Consider the following 18772-nt stretch of genomic DNA (forward strand, 5'->3'; position numbering starts at 1 on the left):
AAGACCGAGGAGGTGGAAACGGATGAGGAAGAGGCCTCTGGTGGGGCTGGTGATGCTGTGCGCGGTCGCCGCGGTGATCGCCGTGCAATGGCCGGAGATCAAGCGCTACCTGAACATGACAAGGATGTAGGGCAGTTCATGCATGAGATAGGAATGTGCGAGGGACTGGTCGACCTGGTCCGTCAGCACGCGGCCGGCCGGCGGGTGGCCGGCGTGCGGGTCCGGATCGGCGCCCGCCATGCCGTCGTCGGTGAGGCGTTCGACCAGGCCTTCGCGTTCGCGGCCCTGGGCAGCGCGGCCGAGGGCGCCGCCCTCGACCTCGTCGTCACACCCGTCACCGTGGACTGCGGCACCTGCGGCCACATGTCGGAGTCCATCGACGTGCTCGCCGTCTGCCCGAGGTGCGGCGACGACGACGTGGACGTCCGCGGCGGCGACGAGCTGGTCCTCGAATCGGTCCAGTTCGAGGGGGAAGCCGATGTGCCTCGGGATTCCCGGTGAGCTCGTGGGGGCCGTCGAGGAGTTCACCGACCTCGCCATGGTGGACGTCAGTGGAGTACGCCGCCGCATCAACATGGGGCTGCTCGCCGACGACGACCTCAAGCCCGGCGACTGGGTGCTCGTCCACGTGGGATTCGCCCTGTCGAAGATCTCCGAGTCCGAGGCCAAGGCCGTGATGGACATGCTGCACGGGATCGGGCAGGCGTACACCGACGAGATCGACGCGCTCAAGGAATCGGACATCTCATGAGATTCGTCGATGAGTTCCGCGACGCCGACACGGCCCGGGCGCTGGCGGCGCGGATATCGGCCCGGTGCGAGCCGGGACGCCGGTACAAGTTCATGGAGGTGTGCGGCGGACACACGCACACCATCTACAAACACGGCATCGAGGACTACCTGCCGGAGGCCGTGACGCTCGTCCACGGGCCGGGCTGTCCCGTCTGCGTCATCCCCATGGGACGGGTGGACGACGCCATCCACATCGCGCGTCAGCCCGATGTGATCATGACCTCGTTCGGCGACATGATGCGGGTGCCCGGGGGCGAGTCGACGTTCCTCGACGCCAAGGCCCAGGGCGCGGACATCCGGATGGTCTACTCGCCCCTCGACGCGCTCAAGATCGCCCGGGCGAATCCGGACCGGCGGGTCGTGTTCATGGCGATCGGCTTCGAGACCACGGCGCCGTCGACGGCGGTGACCGTGCTGCGGGCGGCCGAGGAAGGCATCGAGAACTTCTCCGTCTTCTGCAACCACGTCCTGATCATCCCGGCCATCAAGGCGATACTCGACTCGCCCGACCTGCGGCTGGACGGCTTCATCGGGCCCGGCCACGTCTCGACGATCATCGGCTGCCGGCCGTACGAGTTCATCGCGCGCGACTACGGGCAGCCGTTCGTGGTCGCCGGGTTCGAGCCGCTCGACATCCTCCACTCGGTCCACATGCTCCTCGGCCAGCTCGCCGAGGGCCGCGGCGAGGTGGAGAACCAGTACGCGCGGGTGGTGCCGTGGGAAGGCAACCGGATCGCCATGGAGGCGATCGGGACGGTGATGCGCGTACGCCCGCACTTCGAATGGCGCGGGCTCGGCTTCATCTCCCACTCGGCGCTGGGCATGGCCGAGGAGTACGCCGCCTTCGACGCGGAGCGGATCTTCGACATCCCCGGTACGCGCATCGCCGATCCCAAGGCGTGCCAGTGCGGTGAAGTGCTCAAGGGCGTGCTCAAACCGTGGGAGTGCAAGGTGTTCGGCACCGCGTGCACCCCCGAGACACCGATCGGGACCTGCATGGTCTCGTCGGAGGGGGCGTGCGCGGCGTACTACAACTTCGGCCGGTTCAGCCGGGAACGAGTGCGGGAGGCGACCCGGGCATGACCACGGAGAAGCAGGTCCTCGACCGGATCGAGCGCATCCGGCGCCGCCGCCCGGTGGTGCGGGAGGAACGGATCACGCTGGCGCACGGCTCCGGCGGCAAGGCGACCCGGAACCTGATCGACGCGATCTTCCTGGAGGCGTTCCGCAATCCGCTGCTCGCCCCGCTGGAGGACGGGGCCACGCTGGCGCTCGACAGCTCGCGCGTGGTGTTCACCACGGACGCGTTCGTGGTCTCCCCGCTGTTCTTCCCCGGCGGCGACATCGGCGACCTGGCGGTCAACGGCACCGTCAACGACCTCGCGGTATGCGGCGCCCGCCCGCTGTATCTGTCCGCCGGGTTCATCCTCGAAGAGGGCTTCCCGATCGGCGACCTGCGGCGGATCGTCGCCTCGATGGCCGCCGCGGCCGAGATGGCGGGCGTCTCGATCGTCACCGGCGACACCAAGGTCGTCCAGCGGGGCAAGGCCGACGGCTGTTATGTCACCACCGCGGGCGTCGGCGTCGTCGACCGCCCCGGCACGCCGTCCATCTCCGCTGCCCAGCCCGGCGACGCGGTCATCGTGTCCGGTCCGATCGGTGAGCACGGCGTGGCCATCATGCTGGCCCGCGGCGAGCTCGGCATCGAGGCGGACACGGTCTCGGACACCGCCCCGCTGAACGGTCTGGTGGCCGAACTCCTGGACGTCCTCCCCACCCAGGTGCGGACGTTGCGGGACGCCACCCGCGGCGGCGTGGCCACTGTGCTGAACGAGGTGGCGACCGCCTCGGGCGTCACCGTGGTGATGGACGAGGAGTCCGTACCGGTCCGGCCGGAGGTCACCGGGGTGTGCGAGCTACTCGGGATCGACCCGCTGTACGTCGCCTGCGAGGGCCGGCTGGTCGCCGTCGTCGACGGCGAGCACGCCGAGCGGGCGGTCGAGATCATGCGGAGCCATCCGGTCGGCGCCGAAGCCGCGATCATCGGCTGGGTGGGGGAGGACCCGCCCGGCCTGGTGCTGCTGAGAACCGCCTTCGGCGGCACCCGCATCGTGGACATGCTGGTCGGCGACCCGCTGCCGCGCATCTGCTGACGCTCGGACCCGCTGCCGCGCATCTGCCGACGTTCGGTCCCGGGCGCCGGCGGATGACGCTCTGTCCCGAGCCCCCGCCACCGCGGCCTGCCCGAGACTGATGCCGCCGTCGTTGCAGGGGACGCGCCGGTGCAGCAGTACGCGCAGGCCGTGGTGGCGCAGCCCGTCGACCACGGCGCCGAGCAGGAGGGTGTTGCAGAACACCCCGCCGGACAGCGCGGCCACCTCCAGACCGGTGGTGGCCGCGACCCGGGTCGCCGCCGTCACCACCGCCGCGGCCAGCCCGTGGTGGAACCTCGCCGCGATCACCTCCGGCGCCTCGCCCCGGCGCAGGTCGCCGACGACCGCGCGGATCAGATCGGTGGTACGGATGACCGTCCCGGCCACGGTGACCGGATACCCCGCGCGGACACCCGGGTCCGCCCGCTGCTCCAGCTCCACCGCCGCCTGTCCGTCGTAGGTGATCGTGTCCCTGACGCCGAGGAGCGCGGACACCGCGTCGAACAGCCGGCCCGCGCTCGACGTCACCTGCCCGGCCGGGCCGTTCGCCACGAGGGCCGCCACGGCCGGCCACCGGTCCTGGTTGCGGCGGACCACCCCGAGGTCGTCGAAGGAGCCGGGGCCGAACGCGCTGTGCAGGAAGGCCGCGGCCATCCGCCAGGGCTGCCGGATCGCCGTGACGCCGCCGGGCATCGGCACCGGCTCCAGGTGCCCGGCCCGCTCGAAGCCCGCCAGGTCGGCCACGAGCAGCTCGCCGCCCCAGATCGTGCCGTCCGTGCCGTAGCCCGTACCGTCGAGGGCGATGCCGACGACCGGGCCGGTCTCGCCGTTGTCGGCCAGGCAGGACGCGATGTGGGCGTGGTGGTGCTGCACACCGAGCGGCTGAACGCCGTCGAGGGTGAGGGCGTACTTGGTGGACAGGTACTCCGGGTGGAGATCGTGGACTACCACCTCCGGCTCGATGCCGAACAGCCGCCGGAAGTGCGTGACCCCGCCGGCGAAGGCCTGCATCGTCGCGTAGTTCTCCAGGTCGCCCAGATGCTGGGAGACGACCGCGTGGCTCCCCGTTGCCAGGCAGAACGTGCTCTTGAGCTGCGCTCCGCACGCGAGAACCGGCCGGGGGAACGCCCAGGGCAGCGCGATCGGCGCGGGCGCGTGGCCACGGGCTCGCCGTACCGGCACCTCCGTGTCGCGGAAGATCCGGACCACCGAGTCGTCGAGCCCCGTGTGGATCGGCCGATCGTGGGTGAGGAAGGCGTCGGCGGCCAGCCGCCGCGCGTCCTCGTCGCGGTGCGCGATGGGCTCGCCCGACAGATTTCCGCTGGTCAGCACATATGGGCGGCCCAGCTCCCTGGCCAGCAGATGATGCAGAGGCGTGTACGGCAGGAGCACGCCGAGGTCACGGTTGCCGGGCGCCACCGAGGCGGCGATGGGGCAGCCGGGGCGCCGTGGCAGCAGCACGATCGGGCGGCGCGGGCCGGTGAGGGCGGCCACCGCGCCGCTCGCCGCGCCGTCCAGATCACACAGCTCCCGTACGGCGGCCAGGTCCGGCGCCATCACGGCGAACGCCTTGTCCCCACGGTGCTTGCGGGCCCGCAGCGCCGCGACCGCGTCCTCGTCGGCGGCGTCCACCGCGAGGTGGTGGCCCCCGAGTCCCTTCACCGCGAGGACGGCTCCGCTGCCGAGCAGCGCCGCCGCCTCGGCCACCGGATCGCCCGCGATCACCGCGCCGCCGGAGGTGTGCAGCGTGAGCGTGGGACCGCAGCCGGGGCAGCACACCGGCTGGGCGTGGAAGCGGCGATCGCCGGGATCCCGATATTCGGCCTCGCATGCCGTGCACATGGCGAAGCCCCGCATGGTGGTGGCGGCGCGGTCGTACGGCACCGACGTGATGATCGTGAACCTGGGACCGCAGTTGGTGCAGTTGACGAAGGGGTACCGGTAGCGGCGGTCGGCCGGATCGAACAGCTCGGCCAGGCAGTCGTCGCAGGTCGCCGCGTCAGGTGACACCTGCGCGCGGCGGGATCCGCCGGTCACGCTCTGGACGATCCGGAAGCCGCCGGCGCCGGTGGGCGACAACGGCTCCACGTTCACCCGGTCCACGACCGCCAGCTCGGGCGGGTTCCGGCGGACCGCCTCGATCAGCGCGGTCACCGCCTCCGGAGGGCCTTCCACCTCGATGAACACCCCGGAGCCGTCGTTGGCGACCGTGCCCGACAGGCCGTACCGGATGGCCACGCCGTGGACGAACGGCCGGAACCCCACGCCCTGGACGATGCCCTCGACCTGGATCCGGGAGCGGACGATCCGGTCCAACGGTCAGACCGCCTTGTCCAGGGCCCGCTGAACCGACTCCCACAGCACATGGCACACGGTGGCCTGCGCCTCCTGAATCCGATGGACGGACGAGGACGGGATGACCAGCAGGTGGTCGACGGCACCGCACTCGGCCATCTGCCCGCCCCCCGAACCGGCGAGCCCGACCGTCACCATGCCGAGGCGCCTGGCCTCCTGGAGTCCGCGCACCACGTTCACCGAGCCGCCGCTCGTCGAGATCCCCATCGCGATGTCCGCACCGGTGCCCAGGGCGGCGAGCTGCCGGGCGAAGACCGCGTCGAAGCCGATGTCGTTGGTGAGCGCGGTCAGCAGCGCGACGTCGGCCGTCAGCGACATGGCGGGCAGCCCGCGGTGCCCGTCTCCCGGCGAGAGGAACAGGTGGGCCACCGCCTGCGCGTCGGTGCTGCTGCCGCCGTTGCCGAAGGTGAACAGGCGGCCCCCGGCGGCGAACGCCTCGGCGAGGGCCGCACCGCACGCGGCGATCCGCGGGCCGAACAGGGTGAGCACCTCCCGCCGCAGCGCGACGATCTCCCGAGCCTTCTCCGCCGTGGACCTGGCCACCGTGGCCAGCAGCGGTTCGGTGTCGCTCTCGGCTGAGGACAGGAAGGGGTAGAGCGCGTCGGTCACGGCCTTCTCTCCACTACCGCGATGGCCTCTTTCGCGTGCACCAGGACCACGTCGCCCGCCCGCGCGTCGACCAGCCGCACGCTGATCTCCTCTTCGCCGCCGGGGGTGTCGGCCAGCGCGAGGTGTCCGGGCCGCAGGGCGGTGATCCGGACGGGTACGGCCGCGTCCGAGCAGGTCACGCATACCTCGTCGGGGCACTCCTCCGTCAGCCGGGGGTCGTTCAAGAACACGTGCACCAACTCCCAGAGGACGTGATACGTCGTCATATGGATCTCCCGGGCGACCCGCGGATCGCGGCTGCGTGCCACGAGAAGGTGATCGACCACCGGCAGGTCGATGCCGGTCTTCGTCAGCGCGAGCGTCATCATGCCCAGCTCGTGCGCCGCCGCGAGCCCCGCCGTCACCTCGCCACCGGTCTCGTCGATCGTGATGCCCACCGCGATGTCCCCGGCCCGCCCGAGCAGCCGCAACTGGCTCGCGAAGACTCCCCCATGGGCGAGCCCGCTCAGCGCCGACGCGTCGTTGGCCAGCGAGACGGCCGGCAGCGCCGGCTTCCCCACGATCACCGGATGAACGAACTCCACCGCGAGATGCGCCGCGTCGGCCGCCGACTGGCCGGTGCCGAAACTCAGCAGCCGGCCGCCCCGCTGGAATCGCCGGGCCACGGCCTGACACGCTCGGGCGATCACCTCGGCATCCGCCGCCAGCGCGAGGCCCGCCGCGTCCCGTTCCTGAAGAGACGTGCCGAGAACGAGTGTCATGAACGGTCCTTTCCGCGGCTCTCGATGCGCTGTTCCCGGGCATGAATACCGGCAATCCCATGGGACCGTTAATGAATTCGATGATGCTGATGCTTCCTTAAAGAAGCGAAGTCCTAACCGGAGCCGACTCGGTGGCGGAAAACCCAGTAGGTCCAGCTCTGATAGAGCACCACCAGCGGCAGGAAGATCGCCGCGACCCCGGTCATGATGCCGAGCGTCTTCGGCGTCGCGGCCGCGTTCTCGACGGTCAGGCTGTAGGCCGGGTTGATCGTCGATGGCAGGACGTTGGGGTGGAGGACCACGAACAGGCTGATCACGGTCACCCCGATGGCGACCGCCGACAGCAGGAACGCCCACCCCTGACGGCCCCTGGCGATGGCGCCCAGTGCGCACACGAAGGCGAGAACGGCGAAGACGGCCAGGATCGCCGTACCGACCACGCCGCCGTAGATCTGCGTCCAGGCCAGGAAGACCACCGCGAGCACGGCCGCCGCGACGCCCGTCCTGAGCGCCACCGAGGCCGCGCGCCGGCTGATCTCCCCGCGGGTCTTCAACGCCAGGAAGACGGCTCCGTGCGTGGCGAACAGGGCCAGCGTGGTCAGCCCACCGAGCAGCGCGTAGGGGTTGAGCAGGTCCCAGAACGTACCGACGTACTCATGATCGGCGTCGAGTCGCACGCCCCGCACGATGTTGGCGAACGCGATCCCCCACAGCAGCGCGGGCACGAACGAGCCGCCGACGATGCCCGCGTCCCACCGCCACCGCCAGGCCACGGAGTCCCGTTTACCGCGATACTCGAAGCCCACCCCGCGCACGATCAGCGCCACCAGGATCAGCAGCAGCGGCAGGTAGAACCCGCTGAACAGCGAGGCGTACCACTCGGGGAACGCGGCGAACGTGGCGCCTCCCGCGGTGATCAGCCACACCTCGTTGCCGTCCCAGACGGGGCCGATCGTGTCGATCATCACCCGGCGTTCCGTGTCGTTCCGGGCCACGACCGGCAGCAGCATGCCGACGCCGAAGTCAAACCCCTCCAGGACGAAGTACCCGACCCACAGGACGGTGATCGCCACGAACCAGACCTCGGTGAGCTCCACTGGGCGGTCCTCCTAGTAGGCGAACGACGTCTCGCCGCCGTCATGCGGCTCCGCGTCGTCGGCGGACGGTGGTGTCGCTCTGCCGTACTTGATCATCAGGCCGACCTCCACCAGGGCCAGCCCGCCGTACAGGACGGTGAAGACGATCAGTGAGGTGAGCACCGTGCCCGCGCCGACACTGGGCGAGACGCCGCCGGCGGTCTTCATCTGGGTGAACACGATCCACGGCTGCCTGGCCATCTCGGTGAAGATCCACCCGAAGCTGTGCGCGAGGAAGGGCAGCACGACCGACCAGACGGCGACCCTCCAGACCCAGCTCGGGCCCCGGACCTGCCGCCCACGGGTCAGCCAGAGCAGGACGAGCGCCACCAGCGCGGCCAGCAGGCCGAACCCGATCATCAACCGGAAACCCCAGTAGGCGACCGGGATGTAGGGACGGTAGTCACCCGGGCCGAACTTCCGCTCGTACGCCGCCTGAAGGTTGTTGATGCCCTCGACCTTGCCGTCGAAGGAGCCGGTGGCGAGCTGTGACAGCAGGTTCGGGATCTCCAGTCGGTAGATCGGCTTGGTGCCGTCAAGCGTCCCGATGGTCAACAGGGAGAACGGCGCGGGCTGCCGCGTCTCGTAGAGCGCCTCGGCGGCGGCCATCTTCATCGGCTGGGTCTGCGTCATGATCTTGCCAAGAACGTCGCCGGAGACGAGAGTGCCCAGGGCACCCACCAGCACCGCGGTGATGCCGAGCCGCAGAGACGGCCGGAACACCTCGAGATCCCGCTTTCTAGCCAGATGCCAGGCGGAAACGGCCATCAGGATCACCCCACCGGCCAGCCAGCACCCGAAGACCGTGTGCGGAAAGGTGGCCAGCACCACCTTGTTGGTCAGTACGGCTCCGAAGTCGACCAGCTCGGCGCGCCTATTGATCCTGAAGCCCACGGGCCACTGCATGAACGAGTTGGCGGCCAGAATGAAGTAGGCGGACACCATCGTCCCGAACGCCACGATCCAGATGCACGCGAGATGCACCCTTTTCGGCAGCCGACCCCAACCGAAGAGCCACAGCCCCAGAAACGTCGACTCCAGAAAGAACGCCAGCAACGCCTCCAACGCGAGCGGCGCGCCGAAGATATCGCCGACGAACCTGGAATAGGCGCTCCAGTTCATCCCGAACTGAAACTCCTGCACAATCCCCGTCACCACGCCCATGGCGAAGTTGATCAGAAAAAGCGTGCCGAAGAACTTGGTGGCGCGAAGGTAGGCGGCCTTACCGGTGCGCACCCACGCCGTATTCAGGATCGCCACCAACAGCGACATCCCTATCGTGACCGGCACAAACAGGAAGTGGTACACCGTAGTAACCCCGAACTGCCAGCGCGCGAGATCCAAGGCATCCACGACTCTTACTGTAAGTGTCCGAGTATGCACGCCTTGTCATGGCGCGCCGCTAGAAGATCGCTGCGGCCACGAGGAAGGCGAGTCCCGCGACCACCCGGACGACATGGAGGACACCCAGCGATCGTCCGGCGGCCGGGGCGGAGAGCACGACACTGACGAGCTCGAACACCTTCAGCATCATGTCGCCGCCTCAGGGGGTCTGACGGGTGCCGGTGATGGGGATGGTCATCATCGGCGCCTTCGCCGTGCCGGTCATCGTGTCGCCCTCGACCGAGGCGGTGAACGTGACCTTCATCTTGAAGGGTGAGGTGAGGGTGGCGACGAAGCCGATCTCGGTGCCGTCGACCCGCCCGCCCTGGATCGGGGTGCCGTCGAAGGTTCCGGTCAGGGAGCCGGCGGTGGCGGCGAGACGGAGTTCGGCCTGCTGCCGGCCGCGGGGCGTACGGAAGCTCACCGCCCAGGTGCCGTCCACCGCCGTGGCACGCGACTGCCCGCGGCGGTAGTCGGCGGCGGCCTCCCGGTACCTCTGGTGTTCCGCCTCGTGGTCGGGGAAGTCGGCGGAGCCGAAGTCGCCCGAGGCGAAGAACGCGTCGAGCCCGCCGTTGGCGGCGACGGCGTGCTGTCCCGAGCGGGGCAGCATGACGGCCTCGTATCGGGTGATCGCCTCGTCGAGGGTGGCTTCCCCTGCGATGGCGTGGGCCAGCTCGGCTCCGTCGAGCATGGCGAGGTTGACCCCGTACCCCCCGAAAGGCGCCATCAGGTGCGCCGCGTCGCCGAGCAGCGTCGCGCCGGGCGTGTGCGCCCAGGTGAGCGGGGCGGGAAGGGCGTAGATCGGGCGGTTGAGGTAGCCGCCGTCGATGTCGGTGAGGAAGGGCAGCAACTCCTCGGCCCAGCCGCTGAACTCCTTGAGCAGGAACCGTCGTACGGCGGCCGCGTCGCCCAGGTCGACGCCGGCCTTGCCGTGCCAGTCGAGGTCGGTACGCAGGGCCAGGTAGGCGCGGATGTGGCCGTTGCTGTTGCGCTGGCCGATGATGGCCCGGCCGTCGCCGTCATTGGCGAACAGGTGGCCGTCCCCGACGAGGTTCGCGATCTGGGGATGACGCTCTTCCACGTCCTCGAAACGGACATCGAGGAACGAGACGCCGGTGTAGTCAGGCGTGGCGTCGCTCAGGAGCGGCCGGACCCGAGACCAGGCGCCATCGGCGCCGATCACCAGATCCACCTCGGCGGTGACGCCGTTGCCGAACTCGAGGCGGTGCCCGCCGTCACCGAGCGGGGTCGCGGTGACCAGCTTGTGTCCCCACCGCACGGTGCCGGGCCGCACGTGTTCGGAGAGCATGGCGCGGAGCTGCCCGCGATCGATCTCCGGGGCGGCGGTGTCGTCCTGGTCGGGGACGAACGCGTCGAGCACGGTGCCGTGCTGGTCGAGCCGGCTCTTGGCCTGTCCTTCGAGCCGGGCGAGCTTCATGAACTCCTCGAACAGGCCGGCGTCTTCCATGGCGATCTGTCCGGTGTCGGCGTGCAGGTCCAGGGTGCCGCCGGCGTCACGGGCTTCGACGGAGGCGTCGGCGTCGTACACGGTGACGTCGATGCCGTGTCCTTGCAGGACGCGGGCGCACATCAGGCCGCCGGGGCCGGCGCCGACGATGGCGATGCGTACGGGGGATTTCATGGCGTGATCCTTGCTTAACGGGCGTTCGTTCAGCAATATCGACAATAACTGAACGGGCGTTCGTTGAGCAAGTACGCTGAGGCGACCGAAGGGACCATCCATGTCGACGAACACGGGAAGCGACCGGCGTACGGGCACCGAGACCCGCGCGGAGATCCTCCGCGTCGCGTTGCGGCTGTTCACGGAGAAGGGGTACGAGGGCACCTCGACCCGAGACATCTCCAGCGCGCTCGGGATGACGAAATCCTCGCTGTACTACCACTTCCAGAACAAAGAGGAGATCGTGGCGAGCCTCGTGGAAGGGCGCCGGCACGAACTCGACGACTTCATCGAATGGCTCGCCGCACAGCCGCCCGCCCCCGATCGGCTGGAGAAGGCGGCGCTGCGCTGGCTACAGGGCACTACCCCCGAACACCTTCAGGCCATGCTTTTCGCGCAGGCCAACCAGCCGGTCATGAGGCGGTTGGCGGAAGGCGGCCGGGATATCCGGTCGAACTTCGACCGCGTCATCGACCTGCTCGTCGACGAAGGGGCGAGCATGGAAGACCGCCTCTTCACGCGCATGGTCTTCGACACCGCCGGCGCCGCGCTCCTGTCGGCGCGGGGCACGGAGGCCGACCCGAACGATGTCATCGCGGCCGCCCGACGCGCGAGCATCGCACTCGCCCGGGCAACCACGAACGTGAACGCGGCGGAAGCGAACACGGCGGAGGCGAACACGGCGGAAGCGAGCAGAGGGGCGCTCTGAGACCCCCATGGAGCTCTCATCCGGCTCCGGACCTCACGGAGAAAACAAGTGAAACGGGCGCTCCGTCCAAGAGCGCCCGTTCCGGTGAAGCAGATCGTGGGCGGTCAGTCCCAGGTCGGGAGGTACTCCGCGGGGTAGCGGGCGCCGAAGCCGCCGGCCGGGAGGATGTCGGCGATGCGCTTCAGATCGGCGTCGTCGAGGGTGAGGTCGGCGGCGCCGATGTTCTCTTCCAGGCGCTTGGGGTCGCGGGTGCCGGGGATGGGGACGATGTCGTCGCCCTGGGCGAGGAGCCAGGCCAGGGCGAGCTGGGCGACGGTGGCGTCCTTGGTGGCGGCCAGGTCGGCGAGCAGGCGGGTGGCCGCCAGGTTCTTCTCGTAGTTGCCGGGCTGGAAGCGGGCGTCCCAGGAGCGCATGTCGCTGGGGTCGTACTCGGCGCCGGGCTTGGCCTGGCTGGTGAGGAAGCCCCGGCCGAGCGGCGAGTAGGGGACGAACCCGATCCCGAGCTCGCGCAGGACGGGGAAGAGCACCTCGACCTCCCGCTCGAACAGGCTGAACTCGGTCTGCAGGACCGACACGGGTTGTACGGCGTGCGCGCGGCGGATGGTGTTCTCGCCCGCCTCGCTCAGGCCGAAGTAGCGGACCTTGCCGGCGTCGATGAACTCCTTGACCGTCCCGGCCACGTCCTCGATCGGCACGCTGGGGTCGACGCGGTGCTGGTAGAGCACATCGATGACGTCGACGCCGAGGTAGCGCAGGCTGTTGTCGACGACCTCGCGGATGTGCTCGGGACGGCTGTCGACACCGCCCTGCCGGGTGCCGGTGAAGTCGAACCCGAACTTGGTCGCGATGACCACCTCGTCCCGTACCGGTGCGAGCGCGGCCCCGACGATCCGCTCGTTCTCCCCCTGGCCGTACAGCTCGGCCGTGTCGAAGAACGTCACACCCAGCTCGTGGGCCCGGCGGATCGTCGCGGCCCCCTCCTGCTTGTCCGAGGGCCCATACGCCAGGGAGATGCCCATCGCGCCGTATCCCAGCGCCGACGCGCTCAGGCCCTGCTGTCCGAGATTTCGCTGCTGCATGGTGCTCGACCTGCCCTTTCTCCGAATGTTAGAGCATACATACATAAAGTAAGAGTACTCTAACATCGAGAAGAGGGGAGAATCGTTCGCCGTGAGCAGTCCCACGACACCGCGACGCGGCTACCATCACGGCGACCTGCGTGCCGGATTGATCCGCGAGGGCATAGCCCTCCTGGCCGAGACGGGCGTCGCGGGTTTCTCGGTGGCCAAGGTCGCCGTCCGCGCGGGCGTGTCCTCGGCCGCGCCGTACCGCCACTTTCCTGATCGTGAGGCTCTGCTGGCCGCCTGCGCGGCCGCCATCCTCGCCGACATCACCGACCTGCTCGCCGCGGCGGCCGAGCAGGCGGGACCCGACCCGCTCGACCGGCTCGCCGCCACCGCGGGCGCCTACACGCGCTATGTCCTGGAGCATCGCGCCGGCATCGATCTCATCTACTCGTACGAATTCAGCGGTCCCCACCACCCGACCGTCCAGGAGCAGAGCCGCCGCCTCACGGGCACTCTCATGGATCTGGTCTCAGCGGTCCTGCCCGCCGACGTCCCCTGGGCCGACACCGCCGACTTCGCGTACGTCCACTTGTCCACCACACACGGCTACGCCGCCCTGCTCGTGAAGGCCACCCGCCCACCCCACGACATCGACAGCCACGCCGCCCGCGCCGTCACCGTCGCTCGCGACCACATCACCGGCTACCTCCAGCGCCTGTACGGTCGCGAGACCCCATAACGAGGCGATGCTGTAGGCGGGGTGGCGCTCATGGCGTCCCCAGGTAGGTGTCGAGCGCGGCCGCGCCCGCCAGCATCGCCAGGCCCCGCGCCGTCAGCCGGTCGCGCCACTCCCGCATCGTCGCCTGCAGCGGCTCCGGCCCGCCCGCCGCCCGCACCCGCTCCAGCACCCGAGCGATCTGCTCCAGTCCGTGCCCGCCCCGCCGCAACTGGTGGGCCAGCAGCACGTCGCGCTCGTCGGCGGAGGTGTAGACCCGGTAGCCGGTACGCGGGTCGCGCCGGGGCACGATCAGCCCGGCCCGCTCCCATTTGCGCAACGTCGCCGGCCGAATGCCGAGCCTGCGCGCCAGCGGCCCGATGAACGTCACACCGGGCGCCGGTTCACGGGGCGGCGCCAGGCCGCGCGGCGACTCCGGGTCGCGTGGTGGCGCCAGGTCGCGTAGCGCCCGTTCCACGGCCTCCAGCGTGTGCCGGTCGCCGGCCAGCAGCGCGTGGCTCTCGTCGATCAGCCGCAGCGCCTCCTCGACCGCGCCGCCGTTCACGGCCCGCATGATCGCCCCCGCGTTCGCATGGCCGTGCGCGGGGATCAACGCCAGGAACGTCCGCAACGCCGCCGCATGGCGCGGAGCATAGGCGCGGTAGCCGTGCGGCGACCGCTCGGCCGGCGGTAGGATCCCCGCCTCCTCGTAGTTGCGCACCGCCTGCGTGGACAGGCCGTGCTCGCGCGCCAGATCGATAGGTCGCAACCGCATTTTGAAGGTACGTCCTCGTCAATAGCTTTAAATGCCGCCAAAGTTTACACAGAAGGTTCAACGATACAGTCGAAGGCATGACATCCTCGATCCAGGAAGCCGCCCATCAATTCACCAGCGCGGCCCTCACCGCGCTCCTTTCCCCGGCCACCCGCCTGCTCGGCCTCGGCGAGCCCACCCACGGCGTCGAAGCCTTCCTCGAACTGCGCAACGAGCTCTTCCGCCACCTCGTCGAACACGAGGGCTACCGCTCGATCGCCATGGAGAGCGACTGCCTGGCGGCCCTGGCCGCCGACGCGTACGTCACCGACGGCAGCGGAACCCTCGACAACGCGATGAGCCTCGGCTTCAGTCACCGCCTCGGCGCCTCACCCGCCAACCGCGAGCTCCTGCGTTGGATACGCGCCTACAACCAGCAGCGTCCGCCGCACGAGCGACTCCACTTCTACGGCTTCGACGGCCCCCTGGAGATGACCGGCCCCGCCGGCCCCCACCTGGCTGTGACCACACTGCACGACTACCTCGCCGCCCACCTCGACCTGGCCTGGAGTCGTGAGACTCTGGACGAGCTGCTCGGCCCCGACGAGCGCTGGACCAACCCGGCCGCCACGACAGATCCCACCCAGTCCGTCGGCCGCACCTCCGAGGCGAGGGAACTGCGGCTGATCGTCGACGACCTGCGCGCGCTGCTCACCGCGCACGCCCCCCACCTGACGGCCGCAACCTCCCCCGACGACTGGTGGCGCGCCGCCCTGTACGCCCGTACCGCCGCCGGGCTCCTGCGCTACCACGCCGGCATGGCCGACACCGCGGCCACCCGCGTCGGCACGCTGATGTGCCTGCGCGACGCGATGATGGCCGACAACCTCGACGCCATCGTCCGCCGCGAGGCCCGTCGCGGCCCCACCCTCGCCTTCGCCCACAACCGCCACCTGCAGAAAGACAAGAGCCGCTGGCTGCTGCCGGAGGGCTGGGGCCCCCTGGCGGGCCGGACGCTGGAGTGGTGGGGCGCCGGGGCGATCGTCGGCACACGCCTCGGCGACCAGTACGCCTTCGCCGCCACCACCTTCGGCACCCGCGGCTCCGACGTCCCCCATCCCGACACCCTCGAAGGGCTCCTGTCGACTCTCCCCGCCGACCGCGCCGTCATCGATCCCGGCCGCCTCGCCGCGGCCCTCGACCGGAAGCTGACGCCCCGAGTCCCCGCCGACCACACCTACTTCGCCCTCGACCCGGCCACCACCGACCAGACCGACGCCATCGTCTTCGTCAAGGAAATCTGAGCCACCCATGGTGGCGACGCCTGGCTCCCGGTGCGTGGCGATCGTCTTGCGGGACAAAACGGGGCACGTGCGACACTCGGGATGGCGGCCCCGCCGAGCCGTCCCGGACGCCGCCGTCAGCAGCTGGACGTGGGAGGCATCAGGGTGAATGCGCAGCGTTCGCAGCCGTACCGGCACCTTGACGCGGCACTGATCCGCGCCACCGCGCACGCGGGCGAACCGGATCTCCCACCCTGGCCCGAACAGGACGGCGAGGCCGACGCCGAACGGTGGCGCGAATGGCTCGTCCAGGTCTGGGCGCGAGATCCCGTGGCGGCGTCCGTCTCCATGGCCAGCCCGGTCCTGGCGGCCCAGGTCGAGGCGGTGTGCGCGGGCCGCCCTCCCCGCGCCGCCCGCCTCCGGCGCATGGCGCTGTCACTGGCCCGGTATCTGGTGCGGATGCGCGGCCGCGCCACACCTTTCGGCACATTCGCCGGCGTGGCCCCACTCCGTTTCGACACGACACCGACGGGCTGGACCGGTGTCCCGGTCACGAGGACGACCGCGGACGGTGTGTGGCTGGCCGCGGTGATCGCCCGGCTGGAATCTGGCCCGGAGCTGCGGCGTCGCCTCCCCGTCGTGGTGAACGATCTCGCGTTCGTACGCGGGGAACGGCTGGTGGTGCCCTGGCAGCCGCACGCCGGCGACCCGGCCCGCAGCGAGCTGTCGGAGGTGTCGGTGCGCCACGGCCCGGCCGTCCGGACGGTCATGGACCTGGCCCGGGCACCCGTTCAGATCGGCGACCTGATCGACGGGCTGGCCGCCGCGTACCCGGGTGCCAGGGTTCCGGCGATCGAGGTGATGGTCGCGGAGCTGGTCACGTGCGGGGTGCTGATCACCAGCCTGCGTCCCCCCTCTACCAGTGTCGACGGGCTCGCGTACGTACTGGACCGGGTGCGAGACGCGGCGGCGGACGCGCTCGACGAGGCCGCCCCGCTGGTCCGGGAGCTGTGCGCGATCCACGAGGAGCTGCGCGCGGCCGACCACGCGACCGGCGAGGCCGCCGTGCGGGCCAGGCGAACGGTCGCCGATCGGATGCGGGCCGCGCTGCCGGTCGAGGTCGTCCAGCCGCTCAAGGTGGACCTGCGGCTGGACGGCACCGTGGTACTGCCGCCGGAGGTGGCGGCCGAGGCCGAGTCCGCCGCCGGGGCGCTCCTGAGGCTGACACCGCATCCGGCAGGGCACCCGGCCTGGCGGGAGTACCACGTCAGGTTCCTGGACCGGTACGGAGCCGGCGCCGTCGTCCCGATCGAGCAGCTCGTCGACGACACGGCGGGGCTCGGGTTCCCCGCGCACTACGGAGAACCACGGCAGCCGGCCGAGCCCCTGTCGCGCAAGGACCAGCGGCTGCTAACGCTGGCGCAGCAGGCGGCCCTGGACGGCGCGCAGGAGATCGTACTGGACGACGCGGCGATCGACAGCCTGGCCACGGACAGTAGGAACAACGCCGCGGCCGACAGCCTGGCCGCAGACAGAAAGAACAACGCCGCGACCGAGGGCCTGGCCGCGGACGGTAGGGACCGCGCGCGACCGCTCCCGTACATGGAACTGGTGGCCGAGGTGTGCGCACCCACCGCCGGCGCGCTGGCCGCCGGCGCCTTCACCATGACGGTGCTCGCCGTCGACGGCACGGCGGCCTGCCTGAGCGGCCGGTTCGTCGACCTGCTGCCGGACGGTGACCGGCGGCGGATGGCCGGTCTGTACGATCGGCTGCCGGTTTCGGTGGACGGTGCCGTGCCGGTGCAGTTGTCGTTCCCGGCCCGGAACGCGCGTACCCAGGAAGTCGCCCGCACCCCGCTCCTCCTGCCGGAGCTGATCACTCTGGCCGAGCACCGCGCCGACTCGCCCGGCCGGATCCCCTGGCGGGATCTGGCGGTCACCGCGGACAACGACCGGATGTACCTGCTGTCGCGGTCCCGGCGGCAGGTGGTGGAGCCGGTGCTGACCAGCGCCGTTGCCCGGCGGGCCATGCCGCCGATCGCGCGCCTGCTGTTCGAGATCCCGCGTGCTCGGGGCGCCGTGGTGTCGCCGTTCTCCTGGGGTGCGGCGGCGTGCCTGCCGTTCCTGCCGCGGGTCCGCTACGGCCGCAGCGTGCTCGCTCCCGCGCGGTGGCGCATCCCCGCCGAAGCCCTGCCCGGGCCGGGCACCGCGTGGCCGGATTGGGCGCGGGCCATGACAGACCTGCGTGCCCGCCTGGGACTGCCCACCACTGTGTCCGTGGGTACGGAGGACCGCCGCCTGCGGCTGGATCTGGACGAGCCCATGAGCCTGGCGCTGCTACGCGCCCACCTGGACGGCGCCGGCGAGGCCGCCGTCGTGTCGGAGGCGGCGGGCCCCGCCGACCACGGTTGGTTCGGCCGCCGCGCGCACGAGATCGTCATCTCGCTGGCCGCCACCACGCCGTCCGCCCGCCCACCCGCCGCCGTGACCGTGCCGGGGCCGCTGTCGCTGGTCGGGCGCGAGGACGGGATCCTGCCGGGGGCGCGCGTCCTGTTCGCCAAGCTGTACGGGCATCCCGGCGTGGTCGACACGATCCTCACCAAGCACCTGCCCGACCTGCTGGAGACCTGGGACGAGCCGCCGATGTGGTGGTTCGTGCGCTACCGCGACCCTCGCCCGCACCTGCGGTTGCGCCTGCACCTCGCCGGCGGCCACGACTACGGCCCGGCCGCCGCCCGGGTCGGGGCGTGGGCCGCCGACCTGCGCGGCCGTGGTCTCGTCGGGGACCTGGTCCTGGACACGTACCACCCGGAGACCGCACGGTATGGATCGGGAGAGGTGCTGGCCGCCGCGGAGGCAGCGTTCGCGGCCGACTCCGCCGCCGTGGTCGCCCAGCTCGCGGCCCTGTCCGCGGCTCGCCAGGTACACCCGCACGCGCTCACCGCCGCCAGCCTGGTCGATCTCACGGCCGCCATGGCGAAAGACCAGGCAGCGGGGGCGCGCTGGCAGATCGAGCATCCCCCGAGCGGGCCCGCCCCCGCGAGCGACCGCGCGGTCGTCCGCCAGGCGGTCGGCTTGGCGGACATGAGCGAGGACCGGGCGGCGTTACGGGCCATCCAGGGCGGTCCGCGGATCGTCGCCGCATGGCAGGACCGGTGGCGAGCCATGGCCGCCTATATGGACCGGCTCGCCGCCGACGCCCCACACCTGAGCGAATCAGCGGTGGTGGAGTCCTTCATACACATGCACCACTTACGGGCGCTCGGGATCGACCGCGACGTCGAACGCGGGTGCCGCAAACTGGCCCGCGCCGTCGCGCTGGCCTTCACCGCCCGCCACGACACCGCACCGGGCCACGACGCATGACGTGTTCT

16 protein-coding genes and 1 pseudogene are annotated in these 18772 nt (G+C 70.7%); 8 read left to right on the top strand and 9 right to left on the bottom strand.

Annotated elements, in window-relative coordinates:
* Positions 1-138: 138 nt before the first annotated feature.
* Genes AB0F17_RS42335 through hypE form a run of 4 tightly spaced genes read left to right on the top strand, consistent with a single transcriptional unit; the run spans position 139 to position 2945 of the window.
* On the top strand, positions 139-501 hold the full coding sequence (locus tag AB0F17_RS42335; protein ID WP_358035252.1) for a hydrogenase maturation nickel metallochaperone HypA: 363 nt from the start codon (positions 139-141) through the stop codon (positions 499-501).
* A complete protein-coding gene (locus AB0F17_RS42340; RefSeq protein ID WP_358035255.1) occupies positions 479-751 on the top strand; it encodes a HypC/HybG/HupF family hydrogenase formation chaperone in 273 nt (90 codons plus the stop codon). Before AB0F17_RS42335 ends, AB0F17_RS42340 begins: the two co-directional genes overlap by 23 nt.
* The gene (gene hypD, locus AB0F17_RS42345; protein WP_358035258.1) at positions 748-1875 is read left to right on the top strand and encodes a hydrogenase formation protein HypD; all 1128 of its coding nucleotides are present in this window, start codon (positions 748-750) and stop codon (positions 1873-1875) included. The genes AB0F17_RS42340 and hypD overlap by 4 nt, the downstream gene beginning before the upstream one ends.
* Entirely contained in the window at positions 1872-2945 is a 1074-nt protein-coding gene (gene hypE, locus AB0F17_RS42350) for a hydrogenase expression/formation protein HypE (RefSeq protein WP_358035260.1), read from the top strand. The genes hypD and hypE overlap by 4 nt, the downstream gene beginning before the upstream one ends.
* A 90-nt stretch (positions 2946-3035) precedes the next feature.
* Here the strand turns inward: hypE and hypF are convergent.
* The 7 genes and pseudogenes from hypF to AB0F17_RS42385 form a co-directional block, all read right to left on the bottom strand.
* Positions 3036-5261 (bottom strand): annotated as a pseudogene (gene hypF, locus AB0F17_RS42355) (carbamoyltransferase HypF); the annotation flags it as partial.
* 3 nt (positions 5262-5264) lie between these two features.
* Entirely contained in the window at positions 5265-5909 is a 645-nt protein-coding gene (locus tag AB0F17_RS42360) for an SIS domain-containing protein (RefSeq protein ID WP_358035263.1), read from the bottom strand.
* Positions 5906-6670, bottom strand: a complete 765-nt coding sequence (locus tag AB0F17_RS42365) for an SIS domain-containing protein (protein WP_358035266.1) — start codon at positions 6668-6670, stop codon at positions 5906-5908. The genes AB0F17_RS42360 and AB0F17_RS42365 overlap by 4 nt, the downstream gene beginning before the upstream one ends.
* A gap of 113 nt (positions 6671-6783) precedes the next feature.
* Positions 6784-7767 (bottom strand): cytochrome d ubiquinol oxidase subunit II, encoded by a 984-nt coding sequence (gene cydB / locus AB0F17_RS42370; protein ID WP_358035269.1) that lies wholly within the window; start codon positions 7765-7767, stop codon positions 6784-6786.
* Positions 7768-7779: 12 nt separating this feature from the next.
* Positions 7780-9159 (bottom strand): cytochrome ubiquinol oxidase subunit I, encoded by a 1380-nt coding sequence (locus AB0F17_RS42375; protein WP_358035271.1) that lies wholly within the window; start codon positions 9157-9159, stop codon positions 7780-7782.
* A gap of 49 nt (positions 9160-9208) precedes the next feature.
* Positions 9209-9340: a hypothetical protein gene (locus AB0F17_RS42380; protein WP_358035274.1), complete on the bottom strand. Its 132-nt coding sequence runs from the start codon at positions 9338-9340 to the stop codon at positions 9209-9211.
* Between the two features lie 9 nt (positions 9341-9349).
* Complete coding sequence (locus AB0F17_RS42385; RefSeq protein ID WP_358035276.1) at positions 9350-10831, bottom strand: NAD(P)/FAD-dependent oxidoreductase; 1482 nt, start codon at positions 10829-10831, stop codon at positions 9350-9352.
* 100 nt (positions 10832-10931) lie between these two features.
* Between AB0F17_RS42385 and AB0F17_RS42390 the strand changes: the two genes are divergently transcribed.
* On the top strand, positions 10932-11579 hold the full coding sequence (locus tag AB0F17_RS42390) for a TetR/AcrR family transcriptional regulator (protein WP_358035279.1): 648 nt from the start codon (positions 10932-10934) through the stop codon (positions 11577-11579).
* Between the two features lie 104 nt (positions 11580-11683).
* On the opposite strand, the gene AB0F17_RS42395 is transcribed toward AB0F17_RS42390, so the two are convergent.
* A complete protein-coding gene (locus tag AB0F17_RS42395; RefSeq protein WP_358035284.1) occupies positions 11684-12658 on the bottom strand; it encodes an aldo/keto reductase in 975 nt (324 codons plus the stop codon).
* A gap of 91 nt (positions 12659-12749) precedes the next feature.
* Here AB0F17_RS42395 and AB0F17_RS42400 point away from each other — a divergent pair, with 91 nt between their 5' ends.
* Positions 12750-13385 (top strand): TetR/AcrR family transcriptional regulator, encoded by a 636-nt coding sequence (locus tag AB0F17_RS42400; protein ID WP_358035287.1) that lies wholly within the window; start codon positions 12750-12752, stop codon positions 13383-13385.
* Between the two features lie 28 nt (positions 13386-13413).
* On the opposite strand, the gene AB0F17_RS42405 is transcribed toward AB0F17_RS42400, so the two are convergent.
* Complete coding sequence (locus tag AB0F17_RS42405) at positions 13414-14136, bottom strand: MerR family DNA-binding transcriptional regulator (RefSeq protein WP_358035290.1); 723 nt, start codon at positions 14134-14136, stop codon at positions 13414-13416.
* A 77-nt stretch (positions 14137-14213) separates the two neighbouring features.
* On the opposite strand from AB0F17_RS42405, the gene AB0F17_RS42410 reads away from it, so the two are divergent.
* Together AB0F17_RS42410 and AB0F17_RS42415 are read left to right on the top strand one after the other, a co-directional pair.
* Positions 14214-15419, top strand: a complete 1206-nt coding sequence (locus tag AB0F17_RS42410) for an erythromycin esterase family protein (protein ID WP_358035293.1) — start codon at positions 14214-14216, stop codon at positions 15417-15419.
* 144 nt (positions 15420-15563) lie between these two features.
* Complete coding sequence (locus tag AB0F17_RS42415; RefSeq protein ID WP_358035296.1) at positions 15564-18764, top strand: lantibiotic dehydratase; 3201 nt, start codon at positions 15564-15566, stop codon at positions 18762-18764.
* Positions 18765-18772: the final 8 nt, after the last annotated feature.

Source organism: Nonomuraea sp. NPDC026600 (assembly GCF_040638335.1).
Lineage (GTDB): Bacteria > Actinomycetota > Actinomycetes > Streptosporangiales > Streptosporangiaceae > Nonomuraea.

Bases quoted from the DNA above. Each gene is read 5' to 3' on its own strand.
- AB0F17_RS42335 (WP_358035252.1), top strand. From the start codon at position 139: ATGCATGAGATAGGAATGTGCGAGGGACTGGTCGACCTGGTCCGTCAG.
- AB0F17_RS42340 (WP_358035255.1), top strand. From the start codon at position 479: ATGTGCCTCGGGATTCCCGGTGAGCTCGTGGGGGCCGTCGAGGAGTTC.
- hypD (WP_358035258.1), top strand. From the start codon at position 748: ATGAGATTCGTCGATGAGTTCCGCGACGCCGACACGGCCCGGGCGCTG.
- hypE (WP_358035260.1), top strand. From the start codon at position 1,872: ATGACCACGGAGAAGCAGGTCCTCGACCGGATCGAGCGCATCCGGCGC.
- AB0F17_RS42365 (WP_358035266.1), bottom strand. From the start codon at position 6,670: ATGACACTCGTTCTCGGCACGTCTCTTCAGGAACGGGACGCGGCGGGC.
- AB0F17_RS42380 (WP_358035274.1), bottom strand. From the start codon at position 9,340: ATGATGCTGAAGGTGTTCGAGCTCGTCAGTGTCGTGCTCTCCGCCCCG.
- AB0F17_RS42385 (WP_358035276.1), bottom strand. From the start codon at position 10,831: ATGAAATCCCCCGTACGCATCGCCATCGTCGGCGCCGGCCCCGGCGGC.
- AB0F17_RS42390 (WP_358035279.1), top strand. From the start codon at position 10,932: ATGTCGACGAACACGGGAAGCGACCGGCGTACGGGCACCGAGACCCGC.
- AB0F17_RS42395 (WP_358035284.1), bottom strand. From the start codon at position 12,658: ATGCAGCAGCGAAATCTCGGACAGCAGGGCCTGAGCGCGTCGGCGCTG.
- AB0F17_RS42405 (WP_358035290.1), bottom strand. From the start codon at position 14,136: ATGCGGTTGCGACCTATCGATCTGGCGCGCGAGCACGGCCTGTCCACG.
- AB0F17_RS42410 (WP_358035293.1), top strand. From the start codon at position 14,214: ATGACATCCTCGATCCAGGAAGCCGCCCATCAATTCACCAGCGCGGCC.